13 protein-coding genes are annotated in these 15,105 nt (G+C 55.1%); 7 read left to right on the plus strand and 6 right to left on the minus strand.

Going from position 1 to position 15,105, the window contains the following annotated elements:
* The first annotated feature begins 68 nt into the window (after positions 1-68).
* On the plus strand, positions 69-1,532 hold the full coding sequence (locus KUO20_RS04985; protein ID WP_235041789.1) for a sodium-dependent transporter: 1,464 nt from the start codon (positions 69-71) through the stop codon (positions 1,530-1,532).
* 4 nt (positions 1,533-1,536) lie between these two features.
* On the opposite strand, the gene KUO20_RS04990 is transcribed toward KUO20_RS04985, so the two are convergent.
* Genes KUO20_RS04990 through KUO20_RS05000 form a run of 3 tightly spaced genes read right to left on the minus strand, consistent with a single transcriptional unit; the run spans position 1,537 to position 4,445 of the window.
* Positions 1,537-2,646 carry an LBF_2804 family protein gene (locus KUO20_RS04990; RefSeq protein WP_235041790.1) on the minus strand — a complete coding sequence of 370 codons (1,110 nt, stop codon included), beginning with the start codon at positions 2,644-2,646 and terminating at the stop codon, positions 1,537-1,539.
* Between the two features lie 41 nt (positions 2,647-2,687).
* Complete coding sequence (locus tag KUO20_RS04995; RefSeq protein WP_235041791.1) at positions 2,688-3,992, minus strand: Y-family DNA polymerase; 1,305 nt, start codon at positions 3,990-3,992, stop codon at positions 2,688-2,690.
* 9 nt (positions 3,993-4,001) lie between these two features.
* Positions 4,002-4,445, minus strand: a complete 444-nt coding sequence (locus tag KUO20_RS05000) for a LexA family protein (RefSeq protein ID WP_235041792.1) — start codon at positions 4,443-4,445, stop codon at positions 4,002-4,004.
* 269 nt (positions 4,446-4,714) lie between these two features.
* Here KUO20_RS05000 and glyA point away from each other — a divergent pair, with 269 nt between their 5' ends.
* Positions 4,715-5,980: a serine hydroxymethyltransferase gene (glyA, locus tag KUO20_RS05005; protein WP_235041793.1), complete on the plus strand. Its 1,266-nt coding sequence runs from the start codon at positions 4,715-4,717 to the stop codon at positions 5,978-5,980.
* 62 nt (positions 5,981-6,042) lie between these two features.
* On the opposite strand, the gene KUO20_RS05010 is transcribed toward glyA, so the two are convergent.
* Entirely contained in the window at positions 6,043-6,855 is an 813-nt protein-coding gene (locus tag KUO20_RS05010) for a glycosyltransferase family 32 protein (protein WP_235041794.1), read from the minus strand.
* A 467-nt stretch (positions 6,856-7,322) separates the two neighbouring features.
* Between KUO20_RS05010 and KUO20_RS05015 the strand changes: the two genes are divergently transcribed.
* The gene (locus tag KUO20_RS05015) at positions 7,323-8,237 is read left to right on the plus strand and encodes an HAD-IIB family hydrolase (protein WP_235041795.1); all 915 of its coding nucleotides are present in this window, start codon (positions 7,323-7,325) and stop codon (positions 8,235-8,237) included.
* A 21-nt stretch (positions 8,238-8,258) separates the two neighbouring features.
* Positions 8,259-9,479 carry a glycosyltransferase family protein gene (locus tag KUO20_RS05020; protein ID WP_235041796.1) on the plus strand — a complete coding sequence of 407 codons (1,221 nt, stop codon included), beginning with the start codon at positions 8,259-8,261 and terminating at the stop codon, positions 9,477-9,479.
* Positions 9,480-9,517: 38 nt separating this feature from the next.
* Here the strand turns inward: KUO20_RS05020 and dsbG are convergent, their stop codons facing one another.
* Complete coding sequence (gene dsbG / locus KUO20_RS05025; protein WP_235041797.1) at positions 9,518-10,300, minus strand: thiol:disulfide interchange protein DsbG; 783 nt, start codon at positions 10,298-10,300, stop codon at positions 9,518-9,520.
* A 14-nt stretch (positions 10,301-10,314) separates the two neighbouring features.
* The gene (locus KUO20_RS05030) at positions 10,315-12,081 is read right to left on the minus strand and encodes a sugar phosphorylase (RefSeq protein WP_235041798.1); all 1,767 of its coding nucleotides are present in this window, start codon (positions 12,079-12,081) and stop codon (positions 10,315-10,317) included.
* A gap of 133 nt (positions 12,082-12,214) precedes the next feature.
* On the opposite strand from KUO20_RS05030, the gene nrdR reads away from it, so the two are divergent.
* From nrdR to ribBA, 3 genes are read left to right on the plus strand one after another with little or no spacing between them, the layout of a single operon-like run.
* Positions 12,215-12,718: a transcriptional regulator NrdR gene (nrdR, locus tag KUO20_RS05035; RefSeq protein ID WP_235041799.1), complete on the plus strand. Its 504-nt coding sequence runs from the start codon at positions 12,215-12,217 to the stop codon at positions 12,716-12,718.
* A complete protein-coding gene (gene ribD / locus KUO20_RS05040) occupies positions 12,715-13,881 on the plus strand; it encodes a bifunctional diaminohydroxyphosphoribosylaminopyrimidine deaminase/5-amino-6-(5-phosphoribosylamino)uracil reductase RibD (RefSeq protein WP_235041800.1) in 1,167 nt (388 codons plus the stop codon). The genes nrdR and ribD overlap by 4 nt, the downstream gene beginning before the upstream one ends.
* Positions 13,882-13,938: 57 nt before the next feature.
* Positions 13,939-15,105 (plus strand): bifunctional 3,4-dihydroxy-2-butanone-4-phosphate synthase/GTP cyclohydrolase II, encoded by a 1,167-nt coding sequence (ribBA, locus tag KUO20_RS05045; protein ID WP_235041801.1) that lies wholly within the window; start codon positions 13,939-13,941, stop codon positions 15,103-15,105.

A 15,105-nucleotide genomic window follows, 5' to 3' on the forward strand; every position in this document is an offset into this window, starting at 1 on the left:
AGTAGATCTGCGTTAAGTCCGGCAGGCTGCTAGAATAGGCGCCTTTTTATGACAGGATAAATGCGCTAATGACCTCATCTGGGCAACCTCGCACTCAGTGGCTAGGCCGCTGGGGGTTTATGTTGGCAGCAACCGGCTCGGCGGTTGGGCTAGGCAATATCTGGAAATTCCCGTATATCACTGGGGAGTTTGGTGGCGGGGCCTTCGTCTTGGTTTATCTAGCGTGTATCTTTGCCGTCGGTGTGCCGGTAATGATGGCGGAGATTGCCTTTGGGCGACGTGGGCGCGGCAGCCCCGTGGACGCTATTCGACGCGTGGTCAATGAGTCTGGCCGCTCCTCTGCGTGGTCATTGATTGGCTGGATGGCGATGCTGTGCGGCTTTATGGTGCTATCGTTTTATGTGGTTGTGGCCGGTTGGTCATTTGCCTATTTGTGGAAGATGCTGACCGGCGGGCTTTCAGCCAGCAACGTTGATGATATGGCGGCGGTGTTTGGCGCTAATAATGCTAACCCGCTCAACCTTGGTTTCTGGAGTACCTTTGTCACGCTGCTTACGATGCTCATTGTGGGCAAAGGCGTGCAGCGCGGCATTGAAAAAAGCGTCAGCTGGATGATGCCAGGGCTGGTTGTCATGCTGGTCGTGCTGATTGGCTTTGGACTATTTTCCGGTGGCTTTGGCGCGGCGGTGAGCTTTCTATTCTCTTTCAATGCCGGCAGCCTCTCCAGTGAGGGCATGTTGGCAGCGCTCGGACACGCCTTCTTCACGCTCTCACTTGCCTCTGGCGCGATTCTGACCTACGGCAGCTACCTGCCCAAGGACGCCTCTATTGGCCGCACCACGGTGAGCGTTGCCGTCGCCGATACGGTCGTTGCTTTGATGGCGGGCCTGGCGATTTTCCCCGTCATTTTTGCTAACGGAATGAACCCTGGTGAAGGCCCTGGGCTGATCTTTATGAGCCTGCCGCTGGCCTTCCAGGCGATGCCGCTGGGTACGCTATTTGGCATCTTATTCTTCTTAATGCTTTCTATGGCGGCGTTGACCTCCGCTATTTCCATGGTGGAAGCCACGGTCTCTTGGCTATGCGATAACAAAGGGTTGTCGCGCCCGGCCGCTGCTTGGGCAACGGGTATTGTGCTGTGGCTGATCAGTACCCTGGCAATGCTGTCGTTTAATCTGGGCGCTGATTGGACGCTGGCGGGAAAAACCTTTTTCGACTGGCTGGACTACCTGACGTCACGCTGGATGATGCCGCTGGGTGGGTTGGGCATGGTAGTGCTGGCAGGCTATGTATTAAAAAGCGAGACCTTTCGCGATGAGCTGGGGCTGGCGCCGCTATCCTATGCGCTGTGGCTGACCATGGTGCGCTACGTGAGTCCGCTCGGTATTGTGGTGATTTTTGTCGACGCGCTCGGCGTTTATCAGGTTTCGTTTGCCGCGCACTGGCCGTGGCTCCTGGCAATCTTGGTTGCTATGGCGATCCTCGGTGAAATCCTCAGTCCGCGGCTACGTCATGCCCTCAAGTCTGTTTAAACCGTTACGGCACCTCGCCTGATAACAGACGCTGCTGCTGGGCCTTCACATCCTTCTCTAGCAGCGGCGTTTGACACGTCGCAAATACTTCTTTTAAAAATCGCTTCCTCGCACCACGGTAGGTGCCGCTGAGCAGCGCCGTCTGGGTAAGTGCGCTGAGCAGCGTATGCCGTGACGGGCCCGTTAGCTGCGCGTAGTCGTGGAGCGCAGCTGGCCAATCAACGTCAATAGCCTGCGGTTTGTCGGGCAGGCTGTCTAGCAGACGGGCCAGAAGCAGTACTAAATTCGGATGCGGGTGCTGGTTGCGCATAATGAGCTCACCCACCCCTTGTGCCACTAAGCCGCGAGTATGAGCGTCGCTGTCAGCTAGCGTTGCCATTAACTGCTTTATTAGCGCTGGCCCTCGGGCCTGTAAGTAGGCTTCTTGAATAATACTTGCGGCAATCCAGGCGTTCCAAATAGCGTACAGGGGCCCTGTTAACACGGGCAGAAAACCGCGCAGCGTCAGGCGGCCTAATAAGCGGCGTAGCAGTAAACGAAGCAGGAAGCTGCTTAAGCTGATTTTTAAGCGATAAAGCAGGGCCCTGGCGGTTATTTTCCAGCCCTGCAGGTAGGCATGTGGGTCAACGCCATAGATAAGACTGCCCGGGCTTGGGTACTCCAGGGCTGCCCGTGAAACGCCGTGTACCGTCAGTTGAATATCCGGTTCTAGCGGTTCGGTTTGGCCATAGTGCAAGCCTGCCAAGCGCGTAATGTTCGCGACGCCGCGTAGCGCATTCCAGTACAAGAAGCCAATTTCTAGCGCGGTAATGCTGCCTGCCACGGCCATGTAGCCGGCCCAGTAGGGAAGCTGATCTCTGAAACTCAGCGCATTCCAATTATCGGTGGCAAATTCACGCATCCACCATTCCGCGCCGCCAATCAGCGTGCCGGAAATCATCCCGGCAACCGCCGCCCAGGTGATAATCCAGCGCCGTGCGCGTTTCAGCGCCTGCGGGTTGGGTGCTGCCAGTGCCGGATGGCGGCGAAAGTAGCCTTGTATATAGCGGTTTGCCCACCGCTGCGCTAGGCCAGGTGCTGGAGCGTACTCTTGATCGGGACGAGAGAGGGGCATAGAGGCAACGTTATTCGGGCAATGGATGCCTAGGGTAGCGGTTACGTCCGTGAAGTACACGCATCGATAGCGCCAGGATGAGTGCCTGCCTGCATTAACTCATCCCAGCGCGTAGTGAAACGAGGCGAGCGATGGGCGCAGCGCAGCTGCCAGGCGGCCGGCGCATTGGTCATGCCAAAACTAATCGTTCCTTGTCCCATTTGCTGATTGATCTGGTCCACGGTTGCCATCAGCAGTGGATGATGATGGTGGTGGGGCGTTGGCCCTAACAGTGACAGCTGGTGTCGCTCGGCATCGACTAAGTCGACGAGCATTACACCAGCCTTCATAAAGTGGTGATGGGGGCGGTACATTTGCTCCAGCCCTTGGCGAACCGCATCAAGGATAGCGCGGGTATCGTCGCTGGGCGACGGCAGGGCGATTAGCGCCTGCGGGAAGTATGGCGGCTGATCGCGACGGTGGCGGTTGGTATTAAGAAATACCATCACGGCGCTGGCTAAGCTACGCTGCTCGCGCAGCTTTTCAGCGCTACGCTGGGCGTGTCGGCGTAGGGCGTTATGCACTTGTGTAAAGTCGCCAGTCGATTTACCAAACGAGCGCGATGTCATAATGCGCTGGCGCGGCAGATCCAATGCGTTCATTGTTAAACATGGCGTGCCGCGTAGCTCAAGCGCCGTGCGTGCGAGCACTACTGAGAAACGCTTACGCAGCTGTTTTTCATCGCTTTCTCTTAATTCCCAGGCGGTACTCACGCCGCTAATGGCTAGGCGCTCGGCCAGCCGATGCCCGACGCCCCACACGCTGCTCACCGGCGTACGCTTGAGCAGCGCCTCCGTCTTGTGATCCTGCCCTCCAAGTAGACAAACGCCTTGGTAGTAAGGATCTTGCTTAGCAACGTGGTTAGCCAGTTTGGCGAGCGTGTGCGTGGGGGCCAGCCCAACGCATACCGGCAGGCCTAAATGACGCCGAATGCGCTGACGCAGCTTGCGCCCTAGAGCCTCACACTGCTCCGTCGTGAAACCGTCTAAATAGACGAACATTTCATCGATTGAGTAAGGGGCAACGTCCGGGCAGGCATTGCGCAGCAGCTGAGTCAGCCGTGCTGACATATCGCCGTAAAGTTCGTAGTTAGACGACAGCAGGTGGATCTCGCCACGCTGACGCAGCTCTTCAAGCTTAAACGCCGGTGTCCCCATGGGAATATCCAGCGCTTTAAGTTCAGCTGAACGGGCGATAATGCACCCATCGTTATTCGACATAACACCGACAGGCTTGCTTTCGAGCTTGGGCTGAAAGATACGCTCGCAGCTGACGTAGAAATTATTGGCATCCACTAAGCCAATCATCTTAAGCCCTCATCTCAAATATTCATGCACGACGGCGCGCACCACGCCCCATAGCTGGCAGTCGGTGCCTTCAAGCGGCAGGGGCGGATAATGCGGATGGGCAGAGCAAAGATGCGGTGTACCTTGATAGAGCGCGTAGCGTTTAATCAACACTTCGCCGTCAAACATTGCCACCAATATATGCCCTAAGCGAGGTTTTACTCCTCGGTCGACAATCAGTAAATCGCCGTCAAAAATACCCCAGCCTTCCATGCTGTCGCCCGCGGCGGTGATATAAAACGTCTCAGTAGGGTTTTTTATCAACCGTGTGTTGAGGTCTAGCGTGCGTGGCTCATAATCCTGCGCAGGCGAAGGAAAACCGCTAAACCCCGCTCGCCCCGTCAACGTTAGATAAGGCTGCGGCTGAGATATTAACGGCAAGGCAGGGATGAGTAGAGAGTGCTGGCCCGGCATTGTCGGCATCCTGGCTGGTTAAAATATGTATGAATATACAGTATTCGATCTTGGCGACAAAAATGCAAGTCATCAGGGATGAGGTGGATAGCAATCTAAAGATGCGCGAGCTGAAGCTGCTTCTCACAGATACTTACCACCAAGCCCTAAAGATGAATGCTGTTCACTAACAACCTGACGCGGATGCGATGAAAGTCGCGTCAGGCTGCGTTATGATAGCGCCCTCGCTTCTTCCATGATGACTCTTTCTCGTTACGAGGTGCCTGCCGATGTTCAGCCGCGATATGACAATTTCCGGATTTGATGATGTGCTTTTTGATGCCATGCAGAAAGAAGTAGCACGCCAAGAAGCCCACATCGAACTGATTGCTTCTGAAAACTACGCCAGCCCCCGCGTACTGGAAGCGCAAGGCAGCCAGCTAACCAATAAATACGCCGAAGGCTATCCCGGTAAGCGCTACTACGGCGGCTGCGAATTCGTCGATATTGCTGAAAATCTGGCCATTGATTACGCCAAAGAGCTGTTTGGCGCAACCTATGTCAACGTTCAGCCGCATTCTGGCTCCCAGGCCAATAGCGCTGTTTTTTTAGCGCTCGTTAAGCCCGGCGATACCATTCTAGGGATGAGCCTGGATGCAGGGGGGCACCTGACCCACGGTGCCAAGCCAAGCTTTTCAGGCAGGCACTTCAATGCCATTCAGTACGGTTTGAATGAGCAGGGCTTGATCGACTATGACCAAGTGGCCGCGCTTGCTCGCGAGCACAAGCCGAAAATGATCATCGCCGGTTTTTCCGCGTATTCTCAGATCGTTGATTGGGCCAAGTTCCGCGAAATCGCCGATGAAGTGGGCGCTTACCTACTGGTAGATATGGCTCACGTGGCAGGTCTTGTCGCGGCGGGTGTCTATCCAAGCCCGTTGCCCCATGCCCACGTGGTGACATCTACCACCCATAAAACGCTACGCGGCCCGCGTAGCGGTGTGATTCTCTCGGCGGAAAACGACGCTGATATCGAGAAAAAGCTGCAGTCAGCGGTGTTCCCTGGAGGTCAGGGCGGCCCGTTGATGCACGTGATTGCCGCTAAAGCGATCTGCTTCAAAGAAGCCATGGAGCCCGAATTCAAAACCTACCAGCAGCAGGTGGTTAAAAACGCTCAGGCAATGGCCAAGGTGTTTATTGATCGCGGTTATGACATCGTTTCTGGCGGCACCGAAGATCATCTCTTTCTGCTGTCGCTGATCAAGCAAGGCGTTACCGGCAAAGATGCGGATGCGGCACTCGGTCGTGCTCACATTACGGTTAACAAAAATGCTGTACCCAACGATCCACAAAGCCCGTTTGTAACCTCAGGTTTGCGTATTGGTACGCCTGCGGTGACCACGCGTGGTTTCGGGGAGCAAGAGTGCAGCACGCTGGCTGGCTGGATCTGCGATATTCTGGATGTGTTAGCCAAAGGCGAAGACACCAGCGCCATTGAAGCGCAGGTGTTGGACAAAGTCGCTGAGGTTTGTGCGCGGCTGCCTGTTTATAAGTAAACGTCACATTGGCGCTTATGTGAAAAGAGGCCCTGTTAATTCAGGGCCTCTTGCTTAGATACTTACGATTCTTCTTGGCGAACAATGCTCACTTTTTGTTGCTCTTTGGTCCACTTGCCCGCGGCTTTATCGATGTACTGGAAGTGCTCGTTAGTAAAGCTGCCTTGGTTGCAGGCATGGCGGTAAGAAACCGTGGGCACCTCTTGTATGTTTAGCAATTGATTGAACACGCCTGGCCCGGTTAGCTCAAATACGTTAATGAGCTGATTGTCTTTAATGTTGTTATTAACCTGATTGATTAATTTTTCGAGATTCGGGTTTTGAGGCTTGCTGGCAATAAAGTAATTACTGAAATCCCCACGCCGCGTGACGACGTACAGCTCCTCCGTATTTCTGGCTAACGTATCGCTTAACGGCCAAATAGCATGGGCATCGATATCTAAATAAACGCCGCCATATTCTTGTAGTACCAGCAGCCGCCAGAAATCAGCCTGTGCGGCACCTATCTGTAATTTCAAATAGTTCTGAGTGATTTCACTGTCATAGTGATCCGCAATAAACAGATGCCTTGCTTCCGTCACCATAAAGCGATATTCAAAACGTGGGGCCATCAGGCGATTAAATAAATAGTTTAGATAAACAGGCAGCGTCACTTTGTCTGTAAAGTTGGTCTGCCAAATAATCTGCGGGATTGCCACCTTCTTGGCGGTGGGCTGAAGCAACGGCGGCGCATAGGCTGGCAGCGTAAAGCGCTTGTTAGGAAAGGCAGCGTGAAAAGGATAGCAAAGCACTTTGGTGATATTGGCGGCCAGTTTGATGACGCGGCTAGCAATAACAATAATATGCTGCTTAACAGTCTGTCGTTGACGACCCATAGGAAACCTTTACATATTTGGCGATGGGATGAGATGGCGTTACCAGCCCCCTTGGCCCTCTAACAAGGTAACCAATTACGCTGACCGTTGGCTAACGGCTGGTGGGAAAGGGCTCACTCTGCAGTCATTTCTTCGGTGAGTATGCTAGCGCGCATTTTGCTTTAATGCATCATTTTAGAAAGGTTTAGCCTACACGCGGTGGGCAGGTTATTAGCACCACTGTGCATTAGCCACACAGCCGTTGGAAGACAGCAGCACGTGCCAGTTTTTCTATGCGCTTTTTTGGTGCGCTCACGGTGCTGCTTTTTGGTGCTGCCATTGGCTTGAGCGCTATGCCGCTACACTAGTGATATGTAACTCACTGCGAAATAAGAACTTATATTTTTTGGCGTGTTATTTGCGTTATAAGCTTGGTAATCCAGACACGACGTCTTGGCAGTGCGTTAAGACTGAAACGAGGTAGTGCCATGCCTGAAGCCAATCATCCCTCAGCACCCATTTTGTCTATAGATCCTGCTTTGCAGCCTCGCTTAGTTGTCACCGACTTAGATGGCTCGCTATTAGACCACCATAGCTATGACTTCAGTCCCGCTGTGCCGTGGCTTGCCCGATTAAAACAGCTGGGAGTACCGGTAATCCCTGTCACCAGTAAAACCCGTGCCGAGCTAATCCCTTTACGCGAAGCGCTGGGTCTTACCGCAACTCCTTTTATTGCTGAAAATGGCGCTGTCATTGGCCTGCCGCCGGGCTGGTGCCATGCACGCTTAGATCGCCCGAGCAGTGGGCGCGACGGCGTAGTGATCAAGCATCCGGGGGTCGATATTGGCTTTATTCGTGCTCGCCTAAAGGTGTGGCGCGAACGACTTGGGTGTCGCTTTACGCGTATGGGTGAGATGAGCGTCTTAGAAGTGATGGAGCTCACCGGGCTTGACGAAGCGCGCGCCCGAGACGCGCGTCAGCGAGAAGGCAGCGAGCCACTGTTATGGCAAGACAGTGCGGCTGCCTTGGATACCTTCCGCTCTGCCTTGGAAGGCGATGGATTGGCGTTGACCCAAGGCGGGCGTTTTTGGCATGTCATGGGGCGCACCGCCGATAAAGGTAGCGCGGTGGCGTGGTTGATTAAGCGATTTGCCGCCTTAAGAGGGCGCACGCCGCTGTCACTTGGCCTGGGGGATGGGCCCAACGACATCACGATGCTGGAAGCCGTCGATCACGCCGTGGTTATTCGCGGCTGCCATGATTTGATCGTTGAGCCTAAAAACCTGTCGTTATATCGCACGCAAGCAGCAGGGCCGACTGGCTGGGCCGAGGGGGTGGCCCATTTTTGGGGGCGAGACGAACGCCGTTTAGTCGCGGCACCAACATGTGAAGCCGTTATTTAACTCACTCAGGAAGGCAGGCATATGAGCGACTTTCATCAAAACGGCATTATTACTGATTTTCACAACCTCACTCGACGCTCAGTAGAAGCGCTAGAGCAGGAGCTATGTCAATTTTCACGTCGACGCCCAATGGGATTGATCCTGCCTTCGTTATTTTCCGAATTGGAAGGAACCGCATTACCGGCGATTGTTGATGAGTTAGTGAAAGTGCCTTATCTCAATGAGATTGTGATCGGCCTGGATCGGGCTGATCGTGAGCAGTTTTTATATGCCAAGGAGTTTTTCTCTCGCCTGCCTCAGCATACGCGTATTTTGTGGAATGACGGCCCGCGGTTACGTGCCTTGGATGCGGAGCTAGAAGAGCACGGGCTGGGTGCGTTAGAACCAGGCAAAGGGCGCAATGTGTGGTACTGCGCAGGGTATGTCTTGGCGTCTGGGCGGTCATCGGTAGTCGGGCTGCACGATTGTGATATTTTGACCTACGAGCGGGGTTTGCTGGCGCGTTTGATGTATCCGGTCGCTCATCCGAATTTTAACTACCGTTTCTGTAAAGGCTATTACCCGCGCATTGCCGAAGGGAAGCTCAATGGTCGCGTCTCACGGCTATTAGTAACGCCGCTGTTGCGGGCGTTAAAAACCGTTTGTGGGCCGCTGCCTTATCTGGACTATTTGGATAGCTTTCGCTACCCGCTCTCGGGTGAGTTCGCCATGCGCAGCGACGTGTTGGAAGGTATCCGTATACCGGCAGACTGGGGGCTAGAAATTGGCGTTTTGTCTGAATTACAGCGCAACTACTCCCTGCGTCAACTGTGCCAAGTGGATATTGCCGATGCGTATGATCACAAGCATCAGCCGGTCAGCGAAGATGATCCAGACGGTGGTTTAAATCGCATGAGCCTAGATATTTCTAAAGCGCTGTATCGCAAATTGGCGACCCAAGGTATTACCTTTAGCAGCGAAGACTTTCGCACGATTAAGGCCACCTACTATCGTTTCGCGTTAGATTTAATAGAAGCCTACGACCACGATGCGACGATGAACGGACTAAGCCTAGACCGACATACGGAAGAGCAGGCCGTTGAGCTGTTCGCCAGCAATCTACTCGAAGCGGACAACCTGTTTATGGATAACCCGCGTGAGCGACCCTTTATTCCTAGCTGGAACCGTGTGCAGGCCGCTGTGCCTGATCTGCTGGCCCGCATGCACGAAGCGGTAGAGCTGGATAATCAAGGGAGGGTTTAGTGTCTGGCCAAATGCCGCGCTCATCATGAGCGTGGCAGTTAAGGCGCTTCGCTGCCCATCATGTCGATCAGCTGTTCATCGCTAGGCAGGCCTTGAATACGATCAATGCGAACGGTGCCGTTTTCCGTTTCACGCTGAAAGGCACTGGTCGGCGTTGCGTACAATCCTAACTCCTCAAACAGCTGGTTATTGGCATACACCTGTTCTTCGATATCCCGTGGCTGGGCGCTTGCTTCAATACTTTGCTGGCCACTTTCATGTGCCTGCAGCGTGGCAGCGGGATCGTCGGCACCTAGTATAGCGGCGGCTTTGCCGGGGCTGTCAGGGGCTAAAATGCCCACCATAATATGACGCAGCTGCACATCGCCGGCCTCTACCCAGGGGCGAACGTTTTGCCAGAACTGGCGGCAGTAGGGGCAGTTGGCATCGGTGAAAACGTAAATCACTCGGGGGGCGTCGGCATCGCCATCTTGAATCCAGTGGCTCTGTGCTAATAGCTGCCAGGTTTGTGCTTCTAGCGGCGCTCGTACATGCTCATCCAGCTGCGCGTCAGTGAGGTCATTGCCCTCACTATCCATCAGCGTGCCCACAATGACGTGTTCCCCATCGGGGGTTAAGTAGGCGGCCATCTCCTGGCCCTGCCTCGTCACGCCATAGCCGCGTAAATCGCCGGGTGAATCAAACTGTCCATGGATTTCAAAGCCTTGGTCAGCGAGAGACTGTATCGGTGTAGGAAGGTCGTCGGCATAGCCGATGGCTGTGCTTCCCAGTCCTGTGAGTAATAACACGCCACTGATGATGGGTCGGTAATGTAAACGCACGTTCGGTTATATCCTTAGCTGTAGGTGACTAGCCAGCGTACCGCATAAGGAGAAAGAGCGCCTTCAGCATTCCAAGGATTATCGGGATCAAGCGCTTGCCAAGTATGTCTATCCAGCGCCTGTATGACGGCCTCACCGCTATTTCCCAGCGCAAACGGCGTATCGGTGACGTTATACAGCGCTAGCAGACGCCGGCCATCTGCAAGCGGCCCGCGTTCCACGGCGAGTAGCTCAGGGGCGGATGCCAAGACCCACTGTGCGGCATTAGGGTGAAAGCAGGGCTCTTGGCGGCGCTGGTCCAGCAGCCGATTTAAGGTGTGAAAAACATCGTGGGTGGGCGTGGAAGGGCTGTCTAGCAGTAGATCAAGTTCGCTGCGCTGCCATCGGCGTCGGTTAATCGAGCGCAGACGGCCGCTGCGTTCAACGCCTTCTACATCGTTGAGCGTGCCCGTTAGTGTGTGGATATACAGCGCTGGGATCCCTTGTAAGCTCAGCATAATCGCTTGGCTGCATATAAACCGGGCAATCTGCCAAGGGTCTGGGCCACGGCGGGTGCCGCGCATGGCTTCGAACCAGGTAATATTAATCTCGTAAGGCGTGTCGCTGCCATCAGGATTGCTGCGCATGCTGACAAAACCACCAAAACGATGCATGAGTTCCAGCAATGCATCACGCTCATGATCAGGCAGCAGTCCTTCTAGCGGGCGTACGCCAATGCCGTCGTGGCTCGCGGTAAAGTTCAGGTAAGTGCAGTGATCGGGGAGGATGGGTAGGCTCGTTAGCCATGCTTGCAGCGTATGGGTCTCGCCACGGGTTAATGTATGCAGTAGTAAAGGCGGCAGTGCAAACTGATAAACCATGTGCGCCTCATCGGGTTCGCCTTCGGGAAGCCGTTCCAGCCCGAAATAGCTGATGTTCTCCTGATGGGGAACGTTGGTTTCGGTAATGAGCAGCGTGCCGGGCGCGACGTGATCCACTATGGCTCGCAGTAGGCGCACGACGGTATGCGTTTCTGGCAGATGAATACACGAGGTGCCTAGCCGCTTCCATAAGAAGGCCACCGCGTCCAGGCGCACAATCCGCGTGCCTTGCTCCAGGTAGAACAACAAAATACCCACGAACTCTAGCAGTACGTCCGGGTTTTCAAAATTCAGATCAAGCTGGTCTTCGGAAAACGTTGCCCACAGATAGCGCGTGCCGCGACGGGTTGATATCGGCACTAGAAGAGGGCTGCTACGAGGGCGCACTACCTGAGTCACATCGGTACTGGGATCAACCTCGATAAAGTAGTCGCGACCGGGCAGGCTGCCGCTAAGATAATCGACGCACCACAGCGATTCCCGCGAGACGTGATTGAGCACTAAGTCGGCCATCAAATCATAATGGCTGGCGAGCTCGCGAATATGTGACCAGTCGCCCAGGTCGGTATTGACTTCCCGATAGTGGATGACGGAGAAGCCGTCGTCACTGCTCCACGGGAAAAAAGGCAGTACGTGCACACCGCTAATACGCTCGCCTAACCGCGCCTGGAGGAAGTCGCTGAGCACGGCCAGCGGTGGCAGGTCTTCATCAATAATGGAGTCGCCATAGCTGATCACCCACTGATCCTTCTCGCTCCAAGACGGTGCATTGTTAGATTGAGCGTCGATGCCCGTAGACGAAAAGGGTGCAAGCGACAGAAAGTGCGTAATATGCTGGTTTAAACGACGCTGAATCTCGCAAGCTCTAGGGCCATAAAGATGGCTGAGGTAGCCGTGGACAGCCTGCTCAAAGGGGGGCATGACGAACTCCTGATAAACAATCTGCTACAAACGCTGCAGCTTGTGTGCCAAATCGCTACAATGCGAGGTAGATACCGCGTTTAAACGCTAACTCGTGGGCCCGCTGACACGAGCTGACAACAGGTTGACCGCCATGCATTGCCCTTTTTGTGGTGCAAACGATACTCGAGTGACCGATTCGCGGTTAGTAGCCGATGGCGACCAAGTACGCCGCCGGCGCCAGTGTGCGAGCTGCCAAGAGCGCTTTACTACCTATGAAACCGCTGAACTCGTCATGCCGCGGGTAGTGAAATCCGACGGTTCGCGAGAAGGTTTTAATGAGGCCAAACTGCGGGCCGGTATACTGCGTGCGCTAGAGAAGCGTCCGGTCAGCGCAGAAGCCATTGAAGCGGCGGTGGAGCGCATTCGTCAAACCCTGCGCGCGCGGGGTGATCGCGAAGTCAACGCCCGCGATATCGGCGAGTCGGTCATGCTGGCGCTAAAAACGCTGGATCATGTGGCCTATATCCGATTCGCCTCTGTATACCGTAAGTTTCAAGATTTGGACGAGTTTCGCGCCGAGATTGATCGTTTGTCTCAAGAGCCGTCTCAAGTGCCATCTGCCAAGCCTGGCCAAGGCAGCGAGCCGCTGAAATGAGTGCCGCCTTTAGTCAAGCCGACCACCGTTATATGGCGCGGGCGCTACAGCTGGCAAATAAAGGGCTTTACACGACCGACCCTAACCCGCGGGTTGGCTGTGTGATCGTGAAAGATGGGCAGGTTGTTGGCGAGGGTTTTCATCTACGTGCCGGAGAACCTCACGCGGAAATTCACGCCTTAAACGCCGCGGGCGAGCTTGCCCAAGGCGCGACGGCATACGTGACGCTGGAGCCCTGTTCGCACACCGGCCGCACCGGGCCCTGCGCTCAGGCGCTCTTGGTAGCCAAGGTGGCCCGCGTCGTTGTTGCGATGGTCGATCCTAATCCTCAGGTCAGTGGCCAAGGTCTACAGCGCTTGGAAGCGGCAGGCATTGACGTCGCGGTGGGGTTGCTCGAGAGCGAAGCGCGCGCGTTGAACCCTGGTTTTATTGCCCGAATGACGGCTCGGCGGCCCTTTGTGCGCTTGAAAATGGCGATGAGTTTAGATGGTCGTACGGCGATGGGGTCAGGGGAGTCACAGTGGATTACCGGGCCAGAGGCGCGCTGCCAAGTGCAGCGACTGCGCGCACGGTCTAGCGCGATATTGAGCGGCGTTGAGTCGATGATTATGGACGACCCGCGCCTTACGCTTCGCGCTGAACAGCTTCAGCTCGATAATGCTGACGACGTGGTTCGTCGACAGCCTCTGCGGGTTGTTTTAGATACTCGGCTGCGCTTACCTTTAGCCGCTGCCTGTTTGAGCGAACCCGGGCGCACCTTGGTCATCACTACGCCAGAACACTTGGCTGAAAAGCGCGAACGGCTAACCCAGGTGGGCGCTGAAGTACACGTATTGCCAGCCGGTAGCGACGGTCGTATCGATCTAGATTTAATGCTGCAGTGGCTAGCTGAGAATGAGCAGATTAATGAGCTGCTGGTAGAAACCGGCGCGACGCTCGCGGGGGCCATGCTTGATGCTGAGCTGGTCGACGAGCTGCAGCTGTTTGTGGCGCCGACGCTGCTAGGGGGTGAAGCGCGGCCCCTGTTTGCGCTGCCCGGGCTTTCCCGTATGGCCGATCAGCGGCGTTTAACTATTCATGATATGCGCGCGGTGGGGCGTGACTGGCGCATTATCGCTTCCCCTCAGCCGACTAGCGCCAGTGACGATACCAAGGTACCCTGACGCGCGAAATCGCAGCAAACGCGAGCACCTTTCGCGACAACATTTTTTGGAGATTCCATGGCGCACTCCTCCTCTAGGGGACTATCCCCTATCGCTGAGCTGGTGGACGATATCCGCCAAGGCAAAATGGTGATTCTCATGGATGATGAGGATCGCGAAAACGAAGGTGATATCATTATGGCCGCCGAAAAGGTGCAGGCCGAGCATATCAACTTCATGGCCCGTTTTGCCTGCGGTCTTATCTGTATGCCTATGACGCGAGCCCGCTGTGAGCAGCTTAATTTGCCGCTGATGGTGCGCGACAACGGCTCTGGTTTTGGCACCAAGTTCACGCTTTCGATTGAAGCGACTGAAGGCGTTACTACGGGTATCTCCGCTGCTGATCGTGCGCGTACCGTACAGGCTGCCGTGGCTGTGCATGCCAAGCCGGCCGATATTGTTCAGCCGGGGCATATTTTCCCGCTGATGGCCGAGCCGGGGGGCGTGCTGCGTCGCGCAGGGCATACCGAAGCCGCCTGTGACTTAGCGGCGCTGGCGGGATTTGACCCCAGCGGTGTCATCTGTGAAATCATGAATGATGATGGCAGTATGGCGCGCCGCCCAGAGCTTGAAGCGTTTGCTGAGAAACACGATATTAAGATCGGTACCATTGCAGACTTGATCCATTATCGTATTGTCAATGAGCAGACCGTTGATCATATTGAAGCGTCTTCTGTGATGACCTCTCACGGTGAGCTGACGCTGCACGTGTTCCGTGACCGCATTCAGGGCGCTCATCATTTGGCGCTCGTGAATGGCCAGCCTACCGCTGCGGATGTCACCACGGTTCGCGTGCATCTGACCGATACGCTACGTGATGTGATGGGGCTGATGAAAGGTGAGCAGTGCCGCTGGGATGCGCACGGCGCACTTGAAGAGATTGCCGGCTCGGCGCCCGGCGTATTTGTGTTGATCGATGACGGAAGGCCGCATCAGGATTTAAAGGATCAGCTGGATATTTTCCTTGATCGCGTTCGCCAGCCGCGTACCAGCGATTCCGACGGCGCCGGCAATTATTTAACCATCGGCACTGGCTCGCAAATACTGCGCTATCTAGGCGTGGGTAAAATGCGATTACTTAGTTCACCGTGGAAGTTTTCCGCGCTTTCCGGCTTTGATCTCAAAGTCGTTGAGCGTCTTGGCCCTAATGACACGGCGTATGAGCCAACTTCTCAGCAGGAATAA

It is taken from the genome of Vreelandella profundi (genome assembly GCF_019722725.1).
Classification (GTDB): Bacteria; Pseudomonadota; Gammaproteobacteria; order Pseudomonadales; family Halomonadaceae; genus Vreelandella; species Vreelandella profundi.

What these genes read in the sequence shown, in the direction of transcription:
- KUO20_RS04990 (WP_235041790.1), bottom strand. Translation starts at nt 2,646, where the DNA reads ATGCCCCTCTCTCGTCCCGATCAAGAGTACGCTCCAGCACCTGGCCTA.
- nrdR (WP_235041799.1), top strand. Translation starts at nt 12,215, where the DNA reads ATGCATTGCCCTTTTTGTGGTGCAAACGATACTCGAGTGACCGATTCG.
- KUO20_RS05010 (WP_235041794.1), bottom strand. Translation starts at nt 6,855, where the DNA reads ATGGGTCGTCAACGACAGACTGTTAAGCAGCATATTATTGTTATTGCT.
- ribD (WP_235041800.1), top strand. Translation starts at nt 12,715, where the DNA reads ATGAGTGCCGCCTTTAGTCAAGCCGACCACCGTTATATGGCGCGGGCG.
- ribBA (WP_235041801.1), top strand. Translation starts at nt 13,939, where the DNA reads ATGGCGCACTCCTCCTCTAGGGGACTATCCCCTATCGCTGAGCTGGTG.
- KUO20_RS04995 (WP_235041791.1), bottom strand. Translation starts at nt 3,992, where the DNA reads ATGATTGGCTTAGTGGATGCCAATAATTTCTACGTCAGCTGCGAGCGT.
- glyA (WP_235041793.1), top strand. Translation starts at nt 4,715, where the DNA reads ATGTTCAGCCGCGATATGACAATTTCCGGATTTGATGATGTGCTTTTT.
- KUO20_RS05020 (WP_235041796.1), top strand. Translation starts at nt 8,259, where the DNA reads ATGAGCGACTTTCATCAAAACGGCATTATTACTGATTTTCACAACCTC.
- KUO20_RS04985 (WP_235041789.1), top strand. Translation starts at nt 69, where the DNA reads ATGACCTCATCTGGGCAACCTCGCACTCAGTGGCTAGGCCGCTGGGGG.
- KUO20_RS05015 (WP_235041795.1), top strand. Translation starts at nt 7,323, where the DNA reads ATGCCTGAAGCCAATCATCCCTCAGCACCCATTTTGTCTATAGATCCT.
- KUO20_RS05000 (WP_235041792.1), bottom strand. Translation starts at nt 4,445, where the DNA reads ATGCCGGGCCAGCACTCTCTACTCATCCCTGCCTTGCCGTTAATATCT.
- KUO20_RS05030 (WP_235041798.1), bottom strand. Translation starts at nt 12,081, where the DNA reads ATGCCCCCCTTTGAGCAGGCTGTCCACGGCTACCTCAGCCATCTTTAT.